The organism is Bacillus manliponensis (assembly GCF_000712595.1).
Lineage (GTDB): Bacteria > Bacillota > Bacilli > Bacillales > Bacillaceae_G > Bacillus_A > Bacillus_A manliponensis.
On the sequence record NZ_JOTN01000002.1, the window covers coordinates 362,161 to 377,765 of the forward strand.

The following is a 15,605-nucleotide window of genomic DNA, read 5'->3' on the forward strand; positions in this document are numbered from 1 at the left end:
GCTTGATTTTTGCAAACTATTTATTTTTTTTAAATTCGAAACTTTCAAAAATAATTACAGGCCATTTATAATTGTTATATTATAATTGGAATATTAAATATAACAGTTTTCTCATATTCATTCATTTTAACCATTATTTTACTTATTCTTTGTGCATAAACCTTGTCATTCTTCTTGTATTTAACAATACAGAGAAAACACCTGCTATCTCTGTATTATTCATCTAAAAGATTTTACTATAACAGTTTCCCCTATCTTGATAGTGGAAATTTTCTATCCTTACTTATAAAAACAATGGCAAGTTTTTCTCTATCCCCTGCCATTGTTTTTCACTTTTAACGTCCTACTGTGAAAATTTTCAAATCTGAAGCAATTTCGGTATTTGAAAATAACTGCTTCGCCTCTTCTAATAAAACTTTATACGTATCCCCTTGATAACGTGAGCTAATGTGCGTTAAAATCAATCGTTTCACATTTGCCTGCAATGCAACATTTGCTGCTTGCTCCGTTGTAGAATGGTAATAGTCGTGCGCCTGCTTCGTATCTTCTGCTGAAAACGTTGCTTCGTGCACAAGTACATCCGCATCTTTTGCTAACTCTATTGCTGCTTCACAATAGCGCGTATCCCCTAAAATTGTAATAATCCGTCCCTTCTTTTTCGGTCCAATAAATTGCTCACCGTGTAGTACGCGTCCATCTTCAAGTTCTACCGTCTCTCCATTTTTTAATCGTTTGAAGATTGGTCCTGGTGTTACCCCTACCTCTAGTAATTTTTCTACAAGAAGTTCACCTTGTATATCTTTTTCTACAATACGATACCCAAAGCATTCAATTCCATGGGACAAGCGTTTTGTTTCAACATAAAATTGTTTATCTTCAAATATAACTCCTTCGTCTGTAATCTCAACAATTTCAAGTGGATATTTAACATGCGTTGTACTTACCGATAATGCGACTTCAATAAATTCACGAATCCCCTTCGGACCATACACAGTAAGAGGTGTTGTCCCACCTTGAAACGATCGGCTACCTAGTAATCCTGGTAACCCAAAAATGTGATCACCGTGTAAATGAGTAATAAATATTTTCTCAATGCGACGCGGACGCACTGCTGTATGTAAAATTTGGTGTTGCGTTGCTTCACCACAATCAAATAACCACGTTGCTCCTCGTTCTTCTAATAATTGTAAAGCGATAGCTGATACATTTCTTCCTTTTGAAGGAACACCAGCTCCCGTCCCTAAAAACACAAATTCCACGTTGTTTCCTCCAACCATTTCATAGTCTCTATCCTTCATCTTAAGAAATGTTTTTCAAAATAGCAAATGGTTTTCAAAAGGCTATCCATCTAGACAACTATATTACACGAACATTAACTATAAAATTCTTCACATTTGTTCGTGTTTTATAGTAGAATGATACTATCATATATAAAAGGGGCTAAAAATATGAAAGAGGTATTTCGCTTACAAACTGATTTTTCTTCTTCATTTGATGTTTGGGCAAGCTCATTCGTTTCTGAGACACCAACTCATTTGCACTGGTCTACATTAAAAGAATTAATTCATGAATATACAGCATTACACACGCTTCAACCTGTACCAGAACGTATCTCTTCCTCCATCACATATTATGCACAGCGTGTTTCTTCACCATCAAATACAGAGATTATCTTTTATGAAAACTCCCATGTTTCTTAATGAACCATGGGAGTTTTCATAACCATTTCTTTTCTAATCGTTCTTGAAATGATGATTCTTTCTTCTGTACTAGCTCACTTCCTCGTTGAATGACAGGAGCATTATATTTTTCATTCATTTTTTCCATAATCGCAAGCAAGGGTTCTTGTTTTGCATCTTCTTCAAATGAAAAAAGATCAAGTTGTTTCACTGCCTCTGTTTTTGATTGCAACTCACAAGCTGTAATCCCAAGTAAACGAACTGGGTCACCATCCCAGTGTTTCTTCCATAATCGTACTGCTGCTTGAAATATATGCGCAGCTTCAGAAATAGAGTTTTGAAGCTGTTGACTTCTCGTAGTTGTACGCCGATTATAGTATTTAATCGTAATTTGTACATTATATGTAACGAATGACCGTTTTTGTAAACGCCTACTAACAGACTTTGCTAACTTCTCTACTATATGTAACAATTCCGTTTCTTCATCAGTATCTTTCTGAAGTGTCGTTGAGTTTCCAATCGTCTTATATTGACCAATTTGCGATGGATCGACAACTCTATCGTCTATTCCATTCGCACGCTTTTTTAAATCTAACCCATGATTGCCGATAGTAGACCGAATACTATACTCGTTTCCTTTTGCTAAATCACCAATGGTCAAAATGTCGACTGCATGTAATTTCTCTGCCGTCTTCTTCCCAACACCATGCATTTTTTCAACAGGAAGAGGCCACAGTAACACTTCAATGTCCCGTTTCCGTAGCACTGTAATTCCTAGTGGTTTCTTCATGTCTGAAGCTGTTTTTGCTAAAAATAAATTTGGTGCAATGCCGATGCTACAAGGGAGTTGTAACTCTGTTAATAAAGCATGTTGAATCATTTGTGCAATTTCAAGCGGAGAACCGAGACCATAGCAATCTGTAATGTCTAAATACCCTTCATCTATTGACACTGGTTGGATTTTCTCTGTAAACCTTGCAAGTACTTGAAATAATGAAAACGAAGTTTCGCGATATAAATCAAAGTTTGGATGCTTCACAATGAGTTCTGGACAAAGCCGTTTTGCTTCCCAAACCGGCATCGTTGCCCTGACTCCCCTCTCCCTCGCTTCATAGCTACATGTGACGATAATTCCTTTTCGCTCTTTTGCTTTCCCAGCAATTGCAAGTGGCTTACCTTTTAATGATGAATCGTGTGCAATTTCAACAGATGCATAAAAACAATTCATGTCCACATGTAAAATAACACGTCCATTTTTCGGATACATTTCACGCAAGTTTACCACCCCTAACACAAGAACGTTTGTTCTTATTTTATCAAGAGGATTTTGAAAAAGCAATATTCCCTGGAAATTCGTGAGCTACATATCTCATATAAAAAATTTACACAATAAAAAAACCGCATGGAATATCCATGCGGTTTCATCATATTATTTCGCTACTTCTTCAATAATAGCAACAACCATTTCTGCTGTTTTTACTAATTCTTCAACAGGCATTCTTTCGTTTGTTGTATGAATTTCTTCATATCCAACCGCTAAGTTTACTGTTGGAATACCATGACCTGCGATTACGTTTGCATCACTGCCACCACCACTTTGGTGAAGGGATGGTGTACGACCAATTTTCTCAGCTGCACGTTTTGCGACTTCTACAACGTGATCGCCATCTTGGAACTTGAATCCTGGGTACATTACTTGTACATCAACATCAGCTTGTCCGCCCATCTCTTTTGCCACTGTTTCAAACGCATCTTTCATTTTTTCTACTTGCGCTAACATTTTTTCTTCTACTAAAGATCGTGCTTCAGCAAAAATTTCTACATGATCACAAACGATATTTGTTTGTGTACCACCTGCGAAGCGGCCAATGTTTGCTGTTGTTTCAGAATCAATACGACCTAATGGCATTTTTGCAATTGCTTTCGCTGCAATTGTAATTGCTGATATACCTTTTTCTGGTGCTACACCAGCGTGAGCTGTTTTCCCGCGAACAATCGCATTGACTTTCGCTTGTGTTGGAGCTGCAACAACAATTTCTCCAACTTTTCCATCACTGTCTAATGCATAACCGTACTGAGCTGTGATACGTTCACGCTCTAGTGCCTTTGCACCAACAAGGCCTGATTCTTCTCCAACTGTAATGATAAATTCAACTTTACCGTGCGGAATATTGTTTTCTTTTAAAATACGAATTGCTTCAAACATTGCAGCTAATCCTGCTTTGTCGTCTGCACCTAAAATTGTTGTACCGTCAGTTACAATATAACCATCTTCAATAGAAGGCTTAATTCCTTTCCCCGGAACAACTGTATCCATGTGAGAAGTGAAGTAAATTGTATCTACCCCTTCTTTTGTAGCTGGTAATGTACAAATTAAGTTACCAGCACCATGACCAGTCACATCCATCGTGTCATCTTCAAATACATCAACACCTAAGGAAGTGAACTTTTCTTTTAATACTTTGCAAATTTCCGCTTCAAATTTCGTTTCAGAGTCCACTTGCACAAGTTCCATAAATTCATTTACTAAACGCTCTTGATTAATCATGAGAACAGTCCTCCTGCATTATGTATGTAACATACCTATTATAACAGAATTTCTCAAAAGTTTCGAAAGAGTGCAATCTTTCTTTTTTAATAAGAACGATTATCCTATATATATGAATGCAAGTTAAAAAACTAACAAACCCTCTTCTTTTTCGGTAGAAAAGTGGGTTCCTCCATTTGCAGTAGCGGTCAGGGCCTTTTCCTACCGCGCGCTATGTTACAACAAATGGATGAAATGAGTACGTTTGTCATTCTTATATACGTAGCAGCTACTATTGTGTTACATGGTCAAACTGGATATATATACATAGTAGTAGCTAAAGTAAGCTCTTGTTTCTATTTAACAGAGTCATATGACTTTGTTTGTTACTTCGTCATTTAACAATACCCATCTCATATGATCTTCCCAAATACCATTAATCATTAGCATTTTTCGTGATACACCTTCATATTGAAAACCTAACTTTGTCACCACTTGAATTGACGCTTCGTTACGAGGCATAATCGGAGCTTCAATGCGATGTAAATCAAATTCATGAAATGCAAGATGAATTGCTTCTTGGAGCGCTTCTGTCGTATAACCTTTATTTAATTCATTTTTATCTAACTTATACTGAAGCGTACATGATTGATAGATTCCCCGTACAATAAGATTAAATGAAATACAACCGATGATGTTTTGTTCATCGCCTTTTTTAAAAACCCACAATCTTATTTTAGTCCCTGCTGCAAAATCTTTTTCATCTCTTTGCAAACGTTCCTTTTGATGGTCTAACGCAAAAAATTCGTCCGGTCTATATTCTTCCCATATTCGTAAAAATTCTCGATTTCGTTCATAATAAGAAAGTACTTGCTTGGCATATGTTTCATCTAATTTCTTTAATACTAACCTTTTCGTTTCATATGTATCCATCATATGTAGCGCCCCCTGATAGAAAAAGTAGGATAAATAGTCACAAACTATTTATCCTACTTTTTATTCTTTAACATACTTAAATAAAAACCACGAGTAGTGTATCCTTCTCTTTTCTCTATTCTTTATGAAAAATCCTGTCGTATTTGAAAAAACGATTTTTTCTCAATTCCAATATCCACCCTTGTCCTCACTTTCATTTCCCGATAAAATAAAATAGTAAAGATTCACAAGGAGGATCAACTACTTATGAATAAAAAAATGCAAAAAATTATGGTATACATCATGCTAATTTCAATGCTTGTTACAACATTGTTTACTGGCATATATATGTTTTCATAAACAAGGGCTACGTAGCCCTTGTTATTTTATTAAAACCATTCCTACAATCAAAAATGCAAACCCCAACATAATCCCTAGTACAAAACTATGATAAAGCCGTTTATAAAACGCACCAAATGCAAATGTAAAATTTAAAAACGCAATGAAAAAAACTGTTAATACAAACGGTAACACATGGAAAGTTGCTAATATAAATGTGACAATTGACAAAAGCCCTATAATGAACTGAATATATGGTAGTTTCTTTATCATGTGCATATAAGCAACCTCCTTTTTAAGTATATATTTAAATTACACATTTATATATACACATGTCAAGACAAGAAAAAGCGCCAACATCCAATGTTGACGCTTTTTCGTATGCGATTGCCCCTTTTTCTTTTGCAAGTTGTAAAAATGATTTACTCGATCTTACAATCGATACTTTTGTTCCAAGCGGAATTTGATCAAATAAATATTCTACATCTTGTTTATGCATGCGAATACACCCTTGCGAAATGTATTTTCCAATAGAGCTTGGCATATTTGTACCATGTATTCCGTATTTACGCCCATCTGTTCCTCGCGCATTAAAGCCAATCCACCTTGAACCAAGTGGATTTAATGGAGAACCTCCTGGGATATTTTTCGCAATATAATAAGGATCCTTTGCTTTCACCACAACATCAAATGTTCCTTCTGGCGTTAAATCATTTGTTTTTCCTGTTGCCACTGGGAAAATACGTTGAATTTTCCCATCATCAATATAAGCAAGCTGATTCGTTTGCTTATTGACAATAATAAACGGATCCCCAACACGCGGATTATTACCAAGTGGCCAAATCGGGGATATAGAAATAAACAATAAAAATGAAAGAAGATATGGCAATGTTCATCCCTTCCTACTCAATAAGTTCTTGTAAGTTATACTTCCCTCTAAACTCACTTTTAATGAGTAAATATTGTTCAATTTCATAGACAAGTTGTACAAGCTTCGCGCGCATCTCAAACTCCTCACGTGTTTTTGGAAGAGGCATTTCTCGGAAAACTTCTCGCATTTCTTGTAATTGACGTAATGATATAACTCCAGTACTTTCGGGACGGATTGCATTACCGACACTTTCAATAATATCGGCAACCATATGAGAATGTTCATACGCCCACGATACTGATGCAGCAAGAGGCATAATTCTCTCTAAAATTGCAAACTGTTGCATCCTCATCGTGAAATAACGGTAGTAATAATCATCTTCACGCATAAATTGATTTTCAAGCTTTTGAAATGAAACTTCTTTCGCTTTTATGAGTAACTCCTCTGTTTGCAAAAGCTCTTTTCCATCCCAATTACTTTCACCATTTCGAACAAAGACAGCCATCTCAAATAAAATCGTTTTAAAATTACGTTCTACTTTTTGCTGATATTCTTTTAAATCCTTTTCGACACTTGGCATATATAAATTAATAAGTAATGCTACACTAATCCCAATTGTTAAAATTGCAATTTCATTCCAAACAATTCCCCACGTAATGTCTTGCAGTGAATAGATATGCATCACAATAACTGAACTCGTTACAATCCCTTCTTGAATTTTAAACATCACTGCCGTTGGAATAAAGAGCAGTAATAACAATCCAATTGCGATTGGTGTATAACCAATCGTTTCAAATATTGCAAACGAAAATGCCATCGAAAGTACGCATGCTAAAAAACGATGCACAGAAACTTCCAATGATTTTTTCTTCGTATTTTGAACGCATAAAATAACGAGAATACCTGCTGAACTATAAAATTGCAAATCAAAAAGCTGCGCGATTAAAACTGCTAATGCCGCGCCGGCAGCTGTTTTCACTGTACGATATCCAATTTTAAACATGTATGTACCTCTCTATATGTATAAGCTATATACTTACAGTATAAAAAAAGGATGACACCATGTCATCCTTTCCGCCTTATTATTCACGTAATCTTTACATGTTACAACACCTTTTGTAAAAATTGCTGTGCACGCTCACTGCTCGGTGCTGAAAAAAATTGTTCTGGGTTTGTATCCTCTACAAGCTTTCCACCATCTAAAAATAAAATTCGATCCGCCACTTCTTTTGCAAATCCCATTTCATGCGTCACAATCGCCATCGTCATTCCTGTTGTTACAAGAGACTTCATGACATCTAATACTTCTTTTACCATCTCAGGATCTAATGCTGATGTTGGTTCATCAAATAACATTACATTTGGTTCCATTGCAAGTGCTCTTGCAATAGCCACACGCTGCTTTTGTCCACCAGAAAGGCGATTTGGGTATGCATCTTTTTTCTGAAGCAATCCTACTTTGTCTAACAGTTGCTCTGCTTTTTTTATAGCCTCTTCTTTTGGAACACCCTTTACTGTAATAGGAGCATACGTAACATTTTCTAATACGTTCATATGCGGAAATAAATGAAAATGTTGAAAGACCATCCCAACGTGCTCACGTACTTTCATAATATTAACCTTTGGACTTGTCACTTCATCTTCATTAATCCAAACGTCACCGCTTGTTGGTGTTTCTAATAAATTCATGCAGCGAAGCAATGTCGATTTTCCAGATCCAGACGGTCCAACAATCGCAACAACCTCTCCTTTTTCAATTGTTGTCGTAATCCCCTGCAATACTTCATTATTTCCATATGACTTATGAAGGTTGTTAATTTTAATCACTTTGCTTCATTCTCCTTTCCACTACTTTCCCAATAAATGTAAGAATCATAACAAGAATGTAGTAGATCATCCCAACAAATAAGAGTGGCTCAAGATATGATAATGTTTCACCACCAACAATATAAGCGCGGCGCATTAAATCTGTTGCGCCAATGACTGTCACAACTGCTGATTCTTTCGTTAACGTTGCAAATTCATTAATAAGTGCTGGTAAAATATTTTTCATCGCCTGCGGTAAAATAATTTGGCGCATCATTTTATGATAAGGAATGCCAAGTGCCATCGCTGCTTCTGTTTGTCCTTTATCAACTGCTTGAATGCCTGCCCGAATAACTTCCGACATATATGCACCTGAGTTTAAACTAAATGCTAATACAGCAGCTACAAACGGCTGAATTTCATATCCAATTAACTGTGGTACTCCGTAATAAATCATAATTAATTGCAATACAAGTGGTGTCCCGCGAAAAATTGAAGTATAAAAATCAGCAAGAACATTTAAAACTTTTATTCTTGTAATTTTACAAAGCGCTAATAACGTACCAAGAATAAAACCTAACACAGCTGAAGCAAGGACAATTTTTAACGTTACTTCTAACCCTTTTAGAATGTATGGTACGGATGGCATAATTTGCGAAAAGTCTAAGTTCATTTCATATTCAGTCCCCTCTGAAAGTGGAAAAGCGGCCTATTGCTCGCCGCCAAACCACTTATTCACTAATTTCTCCATTTCTCCATTTTCTTGCATCTTTTTAATAACTGTATTAAATTCTTCTGTTAATTCACTTCCCTTTGGCAACGCAATAACTGTACCTGGTTCTTCTGCTACTTCTGAAATTTCAATTTTCTTTAACTCTTTTTCTTTTTGTAAATACCCTTTCGCAACAGTTTCTTCTAAAATAATTGCTTCCACACGTCCTGCTCGTACTTCCTGTATCAGTTCTGGAATACGGTCACGCCCTTCAAGCTGGAACTTTACTTCTTTTTGTAACTTTTTCGCCCTTTCCTCTTGCGTTGATCCAGTTTGTACACCTACATTTTTCCCTTGTAAATCTTGCAGTGTTTGAATATTAGCATCTTTCTTTGTGATCACAACATTTTTTGCGACAAAATATGCATCCGTAAAATCCGCATTTTTTTCACGTTCTTTCGTTGGTGTAAGACCAGCCATAACGAAATCTACTTTTTCTGCCTCTAAAGCTGTTAATAATCCACTAAATTCCATGTCTTTCACTTGCACTTTATAACCCAATTCTTTTGCAATGTAATTCATTACATCAATATCAAATCCAATAATCTCTTCACTCTTTTTTGCATCTATATATTCATAAGGTTTATAGTCAGCTGACGTCCCCATGACTAATGTTTTTTCTTCATTACTACTAGTTGTTTCACTTTTACTACATGCTGTAAACATAGAAATAATCATGATAAGTGCAACGATACTACTAAATACTTTCTTCATCTTTCTTCCCCCTGATAAATGAATTTTTATAAGTTATATAGAATTTTTATTCGTTATATGCATTGTACCAGCACTTTTATTTTTATGCAATAAATAAAATAAAAATTCATATATTGGTATTTTTATTTAATCTTCAAATTGTCCCCATATTTTAAATTAATAACGAAATAATCTCCTTCAAGTATTTATGTAATTGCGGAGATTTAACATCTTTTGTAATTTTAAAATCTATTTACGATTAGTCTTAATTCCTATTTCTAGTATAATGAGTTCCTCTTATTACAATTGTTTGATTGTTATCATTCATTGCTATAACATTCCTTTCAACCATAATGACTATTCATAATAATTATTCATACTTTAGTGGGTAATAAATAACTTTCTATTGTTAGTGTTCATAGTCGTATTCATGATTATATATATTCGTAATATCTAACCAAAACCCTTCACCATTAGACAAAAATTTCACTGTTATATGATTGTTTAAGCACGAACTTCTTGATGTCCTTGTTTTTGGTTAAAAGGTAACCCACCAAGTAGCCAACATAACAGTCTTCTAGTTACAGCAAGTAGGAACAGTTTGACGCTTACATTTTTACACAATATGTATAAATAAAAAAGCCACTGAGCATAACCACTCAGCGGCTTTTACATACTATTTTATACTTCGTCACAATATTGCTCGAAAGACGATTGTAGCTTCTCAATAACTTGCATTGGATCGTGACCTTCAACTTCATGACGTTCTACCATCGTTACAATTTTACCATCTTTTAAAAGAGCGAAAGATGGAGATGATGGCGGATATCCTTCGAAATATTCACGTGCACGTGCCGTCGCTTCTTTATCTTGTCCAGCAAATACTGTTACAAGGTGATCCGGACGCTTATCATAATGAACAGCGTGTCCTGCTGCTGGACGAGCGATCCCACCTGCACAACCACATACAGAATTAACCATTACAAGTGTCGTACCTTTCTTTTGTAATGCCTCATCTACAGCTTCTGGTGTTGTTAGCTCTGTATAGCCAGCTGCAACGATTTCTTCGCGCGCTTGACGAACAACATCATTCATAAAAAAGTTAAAGTTAATCAAAACGTTACCCCCTCAAATATATATCTATTCGTATCTTACCAGTAAGCCTTTTATAAATACAAGTAAACTTACTTACTCTGATTCATTTTTTGATACGCTTCCATCATTTTTTTATGCGATCCTACAATATACTCAGGTAGTTCTGTAATAGGAAAGAATTTAAGTTCTATCGCTTCCTCTGTATTCACACGAATCGTTCCTTCATAATGCTTTGTATAGTATGCAACTGTTACACTTTGAAATTCATCACCATTTGCGAGCTTGATCAAATAACCCGCTCCAGAAAATACATCGATTAACTGTAAATCGTTCACTACAATACCCGTTTCTTCGTACACTTCGCGCCTTGCAGTTTCTGTCGGTGATTCTCCAAGCTCCATCAACCCTCCAGGCAGTCCCCATTTTCCATATGGTTCTTGTCTTTGCTGAAGTAATACTTCTTCTTTCTCATTTAAAACAAGAACAGCTGAACCAACTAAAATTAAAGGACGATGGCCAACCTCTTTTCGTAATTCCTCTACATATCCCATCGTAACATACCTTTCTCCTAATGATTGTCCATATCATTTTATCATATGTATAAGATTGTAATGCGCGTAACGGCTTTATTCCTTCTCAATAACTTTTATTTCTCCACTTGCATCTAATGTTGCTAACTTTACGTCTTCTATAGGTGAGATGCTTTGCATCGCTTCTTTTATCCATCCTTCCGTCTTTCCTAACAAAGCTAAGCTATCCTGCTGAATGTTCCCTTCCTTTATCACAACAAATGGAACAGTTTGAGCGCTACTTTCTATCTTCATATCCTTTCTTGTAGCAGGTTCATGCTCTGCATATAAAAAAGCGGAAACGAGACCACTTGATTCCCATAATGCCATTTTCACCATTTTGACATCTGCAATATTTTGTACACGTAGTTCAGCAAATAAATATTCTACTGTAATACGTGCTTTCTTTAAATTATTAAAATAAATATGGCCATTATGAATAAGAATGATAGGGGCAGGCTCTAAAAAACGTCTCCACATGTCCCATTTTAACGCAACAATCGAATTTGCAATATGAAGCATAACAATAACAAATGTTGTAATCATAGAACCGAGCAGTCCAACTTTTTCATCAGACAATGCATTTGATACATTTCCCCCTAACAATAAAACAAGTACAACATCTAAAACGCGAAACTGAGCAATAGAACGTTGCCCCATTGCTTTTCCAATAATCATTAAAAATATATAGGCTAACACTGCGCGTAGTACCCATTCGATATTTGAAAGATGATGCGCTCCTTCAAGTAAATGAAAATTCATACATAATCCCCCTCTTTTAACTGCATAAATAGTGTTTGTTTATTGGAGGAATGTTTATCCCGCATTAACGGGCTGTAAAACTCCCACCTCAAAACTTAAGAAAAAGCGAAGAAGTTTAGGTGGGAGATTAACAGCCCGTAAAAGCCCGATTGGTTCAACTAACACTCAGTGGGGGATGAAGAACACCCCACTGAGTGAAGTTTCACTTTATGTAAAAACAACAAAAAAAGCCCGCCAATTGGCGAGCTTTTTTTTAATATACAGATGTATTATCTGCTGATGTATTTTCAAGAATTTCCTTTACGCGTCCTAAGAATTTACCGCAAATTAATCCATCTAATACACGGTGATCAAGAGATAAACATAAGTTTACCATGTCACGTGCACCAAACATACCGTTATCCATAATTACTGGACGTTTCACGATAGATTCAACTTGTAAAATAGCAGCTTGAGGGTAGTTAATGATACCCATAGACTGAACAGAACCAAATGATCCTGTGTTGTTAATTGTGAATGTACCACCTTGCATTTCGTCCGCTTTTAATGACTTCGTACGTACTTTTCCTGCAAGCTCTGTAATTTCACGAGCGATTCCTTTAATTGTTTTCTCATCAGCATGTTTAATAACTGGAACGAATAACTCGTCTTCTGTTGCAACTGCGATCGAAAGGTTAATATCTTTCTTTTGAACAATTTTATCGCCAGCCCACATCGAATTAATTTGTGGGTATTCTTTTAATGCTTGTGCTACTGCTTTTACGAAGAAAGCAAAGAACGTTAAATTAAAGCCTTCGCGCTTTTTAAATTCACCTTTAATTGAGTTGCGGTAAGAAACAAGCTCTGTTACGTCAACTTCAATCATCATCCAAGCATGCGGTGCTTCATGTTTACTACGTAACATGTTTGCAGCAATTGCTTTACGCACACCTGTTACTGGAATTTCGATATCGCCAGGTACTGTCGGTACAGAAACAGGTTTTGCTGCCTCTACCTTTGGTGCTGCTTTTGGTGCTTCTTGAGGCGCTGGCGTTGATACAACTGCTACCTCTTTCTTTGCACCTGCTTGTGGAATATTTCCAGATTCGACTACCTTTAAGATATCTTTACGTGTAATACGGCCGTTTGCTCCCGTTCCAACTACTTGATCTAAATCAATGTTATGCTCACCTGCAAGCTTTAATACTGCTGGTGAGAAACGTGGTTTTCCGTCCGTTGGTTGCTTCGCTTTTGGTGCTTTCCCAGCTACTGGTGCTGCTGGTTCTTTTGCTGCTTCTTCTGTTTTTTCTTCAGCAGTTGTTGCTGCAACTTCATCTGCACCTTCAACTTGAATTGTACAAACAACTTCTCCAACAGCAAGCGTATCACCTTCACCCGCGATTAACTCTTTCACAATTCCTGTGAAAGAAGATGGTACTTCTGCGTTTACTTTATCTGTCATAACTTCTGCAAGTGGATCGTATTTGTTAACATGATCGCCAACCGACACAAGCCATTTACTAATTGTACCTTCTGTTACACTCTCCCCAAGTTGAGGCATTGTAATTTTTTCTACAGCCATGTATAGTCCCCCCGATTAAAATTCAGCAAGTTCACGCATTGCTTTTTCAACTTTATCTGGATTTACCATAAAGAATTTCTCCATTGTTGGTGCATATGGCATTGCTGGTACATCCGGACCTGCTAAACGCGCGATTGGTGCGTCAAGGTCGAATAAGCAATGCTCTGCAATAATCGCAGATACTTCACTCATGATGCTTCCTTCTTTATTATCTTCCGTTACAAGAAGAACTTTACCTGTCTTTTGAGCCGCTTCAATAATTGCTTCTTTATCTAATGGATATACAGTACGTAAGTCTAGAACGTGAGCTGAAATACCATCTTGTGCTAATTTTTCAGCCGCTTGTAGTGCAAAGTGAACGCATAAGCCGTATGTGATAACTGTAATATCATCACCTTCACGTTTTACATCTGCTTTTCCAATTGGCAATACATAATCATCTTCTGGCACTTCGCCTTTAATTAAGCGATATGCGCGCTTATGTTCAAAGAATAATACTGGATCTTCATCACGAATCGCTGCTTTTAATAACCCTTTTGCATCGTATGGTGTAGAAGGAATAACAATTTTTAAACCTGGTTGATTCGCAAATAACGCTTCTACAGATTGAGAGTGGTATAAAGCACCGTGTACACCGCCACCAAATGGTGCACGAACTGTAATTGGACAAGTCCAGTCGTTATTTGAACGGTAACGAATTTTTGCAGCCTCTGAAACAATTTGGTTTACAGCTGGCATAATAAAGTCCGCGAACTGCATTTCTGCGATTGGACGCATGCCATACATCGCTGCACCGATTGCAACCCCAGCAATTGCTGATTCTGCAAGTGGTGTGTCAAGCGCACGCATTTCGCCAAACTGATCGTATAAACCATTTGTCGCTTTAAATACGCCACCTTTTCTACCAACATCTTCTCCTAATACAAATACTTTTTCATCGCGTTCCATTTCCTCACGCATTGCTAATGTAATTGCGTCAATATAAGACATTACAGCCATGAAACGTTCCCCCTTATTCTGCGTATACGTGCTTTAATGCTGTTTCCGCTTCTGCATACGGAGCATTTTCTGCATAGTCTGTTGCTTCGTTTACAAGATGCATAATCTCATCTAACATTTGTTTTTCAGATTCCTCTGTTAACACACCTGTTTCTTTTAAGTAGTTTGCAAATGTAAAGATTGGATCATTTTTCTTCGCTTCTTCTACTTCTTCACGGTCACGATATACACGATCATCATCATCACTAGAGTGCGCCGTTAAGCGGTAAGAAATTGTTTCAATTAATGTTGGACCTTCACCACGGCGACCGCGATCTGCCGCTTCTTTTACTGCTTTATATACTTCAAGTGGATCATTTCCATCGATTGTGTATCCTGGCATACCGTAACCAATTGCACGGTCTGATACATTTTTACAACCTAGTTGTTTTTCAACTGGGATAGAGATTGCATATTTGTTATTTTCACACATGAAGATAACAGGTAATTTGTGAACACCAGCAAAGTTCGCACCTTCATGGAAATCACCTTGGTTAGAAGAACCTTCACCAAATGTAACAAACGTTACTAAATCTTTATTTTCCATACGACCAGCAAGTGCGATTCCTACCGCATGCGGTACTTGTGTTGTAACTGGTGAAGAACCTGTTACGATGCGATTTTTCTTCTGTCCAAAATGTCCTGGCATTTGACGACCACCAGAGTTTGGATCTTCTGCTTTTGCAAAACCTGATAGCATTAATTCTTTCGCTGTCATTCCAAATGTTAATACAACACCCATATCACGGTAATATGGAAGTACATAGTCTTTTTCACGATCTAGTGCGAATGCCGCTCCAACTTGTGCAGCTTCTTGACCTTGACAAGAAATTACGAAAGGAATTTTTCCTGCACGGTTTAATAACCACATACGCTCATCAATTTTACGTGCGAGTAACATCGTACGGTACATTTCTAATACTTGCTCGTCGCTTAAGCCAAGCTCGACATGGCGTTTTTCTTTTACTTCAGCCATTT

At 36.7% G+C, this 15,605-nt stretch carries 18 protein-coding genes; 2 read left to right on the top strand and 16 right to left on the bottom strand.

Annotated elements, in window-relative coordinates:
* Window positions 1-335: 335 nt before the first annotated feature.
* A complete protein-coding gene (gene rnz / locus BAMA_RS03780; RefSeq protein ID WP_034636108.1) occupies window positions 336-1,259 on the bottom strand; it encodes a ribonuclease Z in 924 nt (307 codons plus the stop codon).
* Window positions 1,260-1,448: 189 nt separating this feature from the next.
* On the opposite strand from rnz, the gene BAMA_RS03785 reads away from it, so the two are divergent.
* On the top strand, window positions 1,449-1,700 hold the full coding sequence (locus BAMA_RS03785) for a DUF3932 family protein (protein ID WP_034636111.1): 252 nt from the start codon (window positions 1,449-1,451) through the stop codon (window positions 1,698-1,700).
* A 16-nt stretch (window positions 1,701-1,716) separates the two neighbouring features.
* Here the strand turns inward: BAMA_RS03785 and BAMA_RS03790 are convergent, their stop codons facing one another.
* The 3 genes from BAMA_RS03790 to BAMA_RS03800 form a co-directional block, all read right to left on the bottom strand.
* Window positions 1,717-2,955 (bottom strand): DNA polymerase IV, encoded by a 1,239-nt coding sequence (locus BAMA_RS03790; protein ID WP_034636113.1) that lies wholly within the window; start codon window positions 2,953-2,955, stop codon window positions 1,717-1,719.
* 153 nt (window positions 2,956-3,108) lie between these two features.
* Window positions 3,109-4,227: a tripeptidase T gene (locus tag BAMA_RS03795; protein ID WP_034636116.1), complete on the bottom strand. Its 1,119-nt coding sequence runs from the start codon at window positions 4,225-4,227 to the stop codon at window positions 3,109-3,111.
* 348 nt (window positions 4,228-4,575) lie between these two features.
* Window positions 4,576-5,142: a GNAT family N-acetyltransferase gene (locus BAMA_RS03800; protein WP_034636119.1), complete on the bottom strand. Its 567-nt coding sequence runs from the start codon at window positions 5,140-5,142 to the stop codon at window positions 4,576-4,578.
* 258 nt (window positions 5,143-5,400) lie between these two features.
* On the opposite strand from BAMA_RS03800, the gene prli42 reads away from it, so the two are divergent.
* Window positions 5,401-5,481 carry a stressosome-associated protein Prli42 gene (gene prli42 / locus BAMA_RS25085; protein ID WP_265182702.1) on the top strand — a complete coding sequence of 27 codons (81 nt, stop codon included), beginning with the start codon at window positions 5,401-5,403 and terminating at the stop codon, window positions 5,479-5,481.
* A gap of 21 nt (window positions 5,482-5,502) precedes the next feature.
* Here prli42 and BAMA_RS03805 read toward each other — a convergent pair whose 3' ends face one another.
* From BAMA_RS03805 to BAMA_RS03860, 12 genes are all read right to left on the bottom strand, one after another.
* Window positions 5,503-5,739 carry a DUF3894 domain-containing protein gene (locus tag BAMA_RS03805; RefSeq protein WP_034636122.1) on the bottom strand — a complete coding sequence of 79 codons (237 nt, stop codon included), beginning with the start codon at window positions 5,737-5,739 and terminating at the stop codon, window positions 5,503-5,505.
* 28 nt (window positions 5,740-5,767) lie between these two features.
* Window positions 5,768-6,349, bottom strand: a complete 582-nt coding sequence (locus tag BAMA_RS03810; protein ID WP_034636129.1) for a L,D-transpeptidase — start codon at window positions 6,347-6,349, stop codon at window positions 5,768-5,770.
* Between the two features lie 13 nt (window positions 6,350-6,362).
* Window positions 6,363-7,334, bottom strand: a complete 972-nt coding sequence (locus BAMA_RS03815; RefSeq protein ID WP_034636133.1) for an aromatic acid exporter family protein — start codon at window positions 7,332-7,334, stop codon at window positions 6,363-6,365.
* Window positions 7,335-7,435: 101 nt separating this feature from the next.
* On the bottom strand, window positions 7,436-8,158 hold the full coding sequence (locus tag BAMA_RS03820) for an amino acid ABC transporter ATP-binding protein (protein ID WP_034636136.1): 723 nt from the start codon (window positions 8,156-8,158) through the stop codon (window positions 7,436-7,438).
* The gene (locus BAMA_RS03825) at window positions 8,151-8,810 is read right to left on the bottom strand and encodes an amino acid ABC transporter permease (RefSeq protein WP_034636138.1); all 660 of its coding nucleotides are present in this window, start codon (window positions 8,808-8,810) and stop codon (window positions 8,151-8,153) included. The genes BAMA_RS03820 and BAMA_RS03825 overlap by 8 nt, the downstream gene beginning before the upstream one ends.
* 36 nt (window positions 8,811-8,846) lie before the next feature.
* The gene (locus tag BAMA_RS03830; protein WP_034636140.1) at window positions 8,847-9,623 is read right to left on the bottom strand and encodes a transporter substrate-binding domain-containing protein; all 777 of its coding nucleotides are present in this window, start codon (window positions 9,621-9,623) and stop codon (window positions 8,847-8,849) included.
* Between the two features lie 660 nt (window positions 9,624-10,283).
* Complete coding sequence (locus BAMA_RS03835) at window positions 10,284-10,697, bottom strand: BrxA/BrxB family bacilliredoxin (RefSeq protein WP_162176053.1); 414 nt, start codon at window positions 10,695-10,697, stop codon at window positions 10,284-10,286.
* An 89-nt stretch (window positions 10,698-10,786) separates the two neighbouring features.
* Complete coding sequence (locus BAMA_RS03840) at window positions 10,787-11,248, bottom strand: NUDIX hydrolase (RefSeq protein WP_034636144.1); 462 nt, start codon at window positions 11,246-11,248, stop codon at window positions 10,787-10,789.
* A gap of 75 nt (window positions 11,249-11,323) precedes the next feature.
* Window positions 11,324-12,028 carry a DUF421 domain-containing protein gene (locus tag BAMA_RS03845; protein ID WP_034636146.1) on the bottom strand — a complete coding sequence of 235 codons (705 nt, stop codon included), beginning with the start codon at window positions 12,026-12,028 and terminating at the stop codon, window positions 11,324-11,326.
* Window positions 12,029-12,281: 253 nt separating this feature from the next.
* On the bottom strand, window positions 12,282-13,589 hold the full coding sequence (locus BAMA_RS03850; protein WP_034636147.1) for a dihydrolipoamide acetyltransferase family protein: 1,308 nt from the start codon (window positions 13,587-13,589) through the stop codon (window positions 12,282-12,284).
* Window positions 13,590-13,604: 15 nt separating this feature from the next.
* On the bottom strand, window positions 13,605-14,588 hold the full coding sequence (gene bfmBAB, locus BAMA_RS03855) for a 3-methyl-2-oxobutanoate dehydrogenase subunit beta (RefSeq protein ID WP_034636148.1): 984 nt from the start codon (window positions 14,586-14,588) through the stop codon (window positions 13,605-13,607).
* Between the two features lie 13 nt (window positions 14,589-14,601).
* Entirely contained in the window at window positions 14,602-15,603 is a 1,002-nt protein-coding gene (locus BAMA_RS03860; protein WP_034636149.1) for a thiamine pyrophosphate-dependent dehydrogenase E1 component subunit alpha, read from the bottom strand.
* Window positions 15,604-15,605 lie beyond the last annotated feature (2 nt).

What these genes read in the sequence shown, in the direction of transcription:
- BAMA_RS03785 (WP_034636111.1), top strand. Translation starts at nt 1,449, where the DNA reads ATGAAAGAGGTATTTCGCTTACAAACTGATTTTTCTTCTTCATTTGAT.
- BAMA_RS03795 (WP_034636116.1), bottom strand. Translation starts at nt 4,227, where the DNA reads ATGATTAATCAAGAGCGTTTAGTAAATGAATTTATGGAACTTGTGCAA.
- BAMA_RS03800 (WP_034636119.1), bottom strand. Translation starts at nt 5,142, where the DNA reads ATGATGGATACATATGAAACGAAAAGGTTAGTATTAAAGAAATTAGAT.
- prli42 (WP_265182702.1), top strand. Translation starts at nt 5,401, where the DNA reads ATGCAAAAAATTATGGTATACATCATGCTAATTTCAATGCTTGTTACA.
- BAMA_RS03805 (WP_034636122.1), bottom strand. Translation starts at nt 5,739, where the DNA reads ATGCACATGATAAAGAAACTACCATATATTCAGTTCATTATAGGGCTT.
- BAMA_RS03815 (WP_034636133.1), bottom strand. Translation starts at nt 7,334, where the DNA reads ATGTTTAAAATTGGATATCGTACAGTGAAAACAGCTGCCGGCGCGGCA.
- BAMA_RS03825 (WP_034636138.1), bottom strand. Translation starts at nt 8,810, where the DNA reads ATGAACTTAGACTTTTCGCAAATTATGCCATCCGTACCATACATTCTA.
- BAMA_RS03830 (WP_034636140.1), bottom strand. Translation starts at nt 9,623, where the DNA reads ATGAAGAAAGTATTTAGTAGTATCGTTGCACTTATCATGATTATTTCT.
- BAMA_RS03835 (WP_162176053.1), bottom strand. Translation starts at nt 10,697, where the DNA reads ATGAATGATGTTGTTCGTCAAGCGCGCGAAGAAATCGTTGCAGCTGGC.
- BAMA_RS03840 (WP_034636144.1), bottom strand. Translation starts at nt 11,248, where the DNA reads ATGGGATATGTAGAGGAATTACGAAAAGAGGTTGGCCATCGTCCTTTA.
- BAMA_RS03845 (WP_034636146.1), bottom strand. Translation starts at nt 12,028, where the DNA reads ATGAATTTTCATTTACTTGAAGGAGCGCATCATCTTTCAAATATCGAA.
- BAMA_RS03850 (WP_034636147.1), bottom strand. Translation starts at nt 13,589, where the DNA reads ATGGCTGTAGAAAAAATTACAATGCCTCAACTTGGGGAGAGTGTAACA.
- bfmBAB (WP_034636148.1), bottom strand. Translation starts at nt 14,588, where the DNA reads ATGGCTGTAATGTCTTATATTGACGCAATTACATTAGCAATGCGTGAG.
- BAMA_RS03860 (WP_034636149.1), bottom strand. Translation starts at nt 15,603, where the DNA reads ATGGCTGAAGTAAAAGAAAAACGCCATGTCGAGCTTGGCTTAAGCGAC.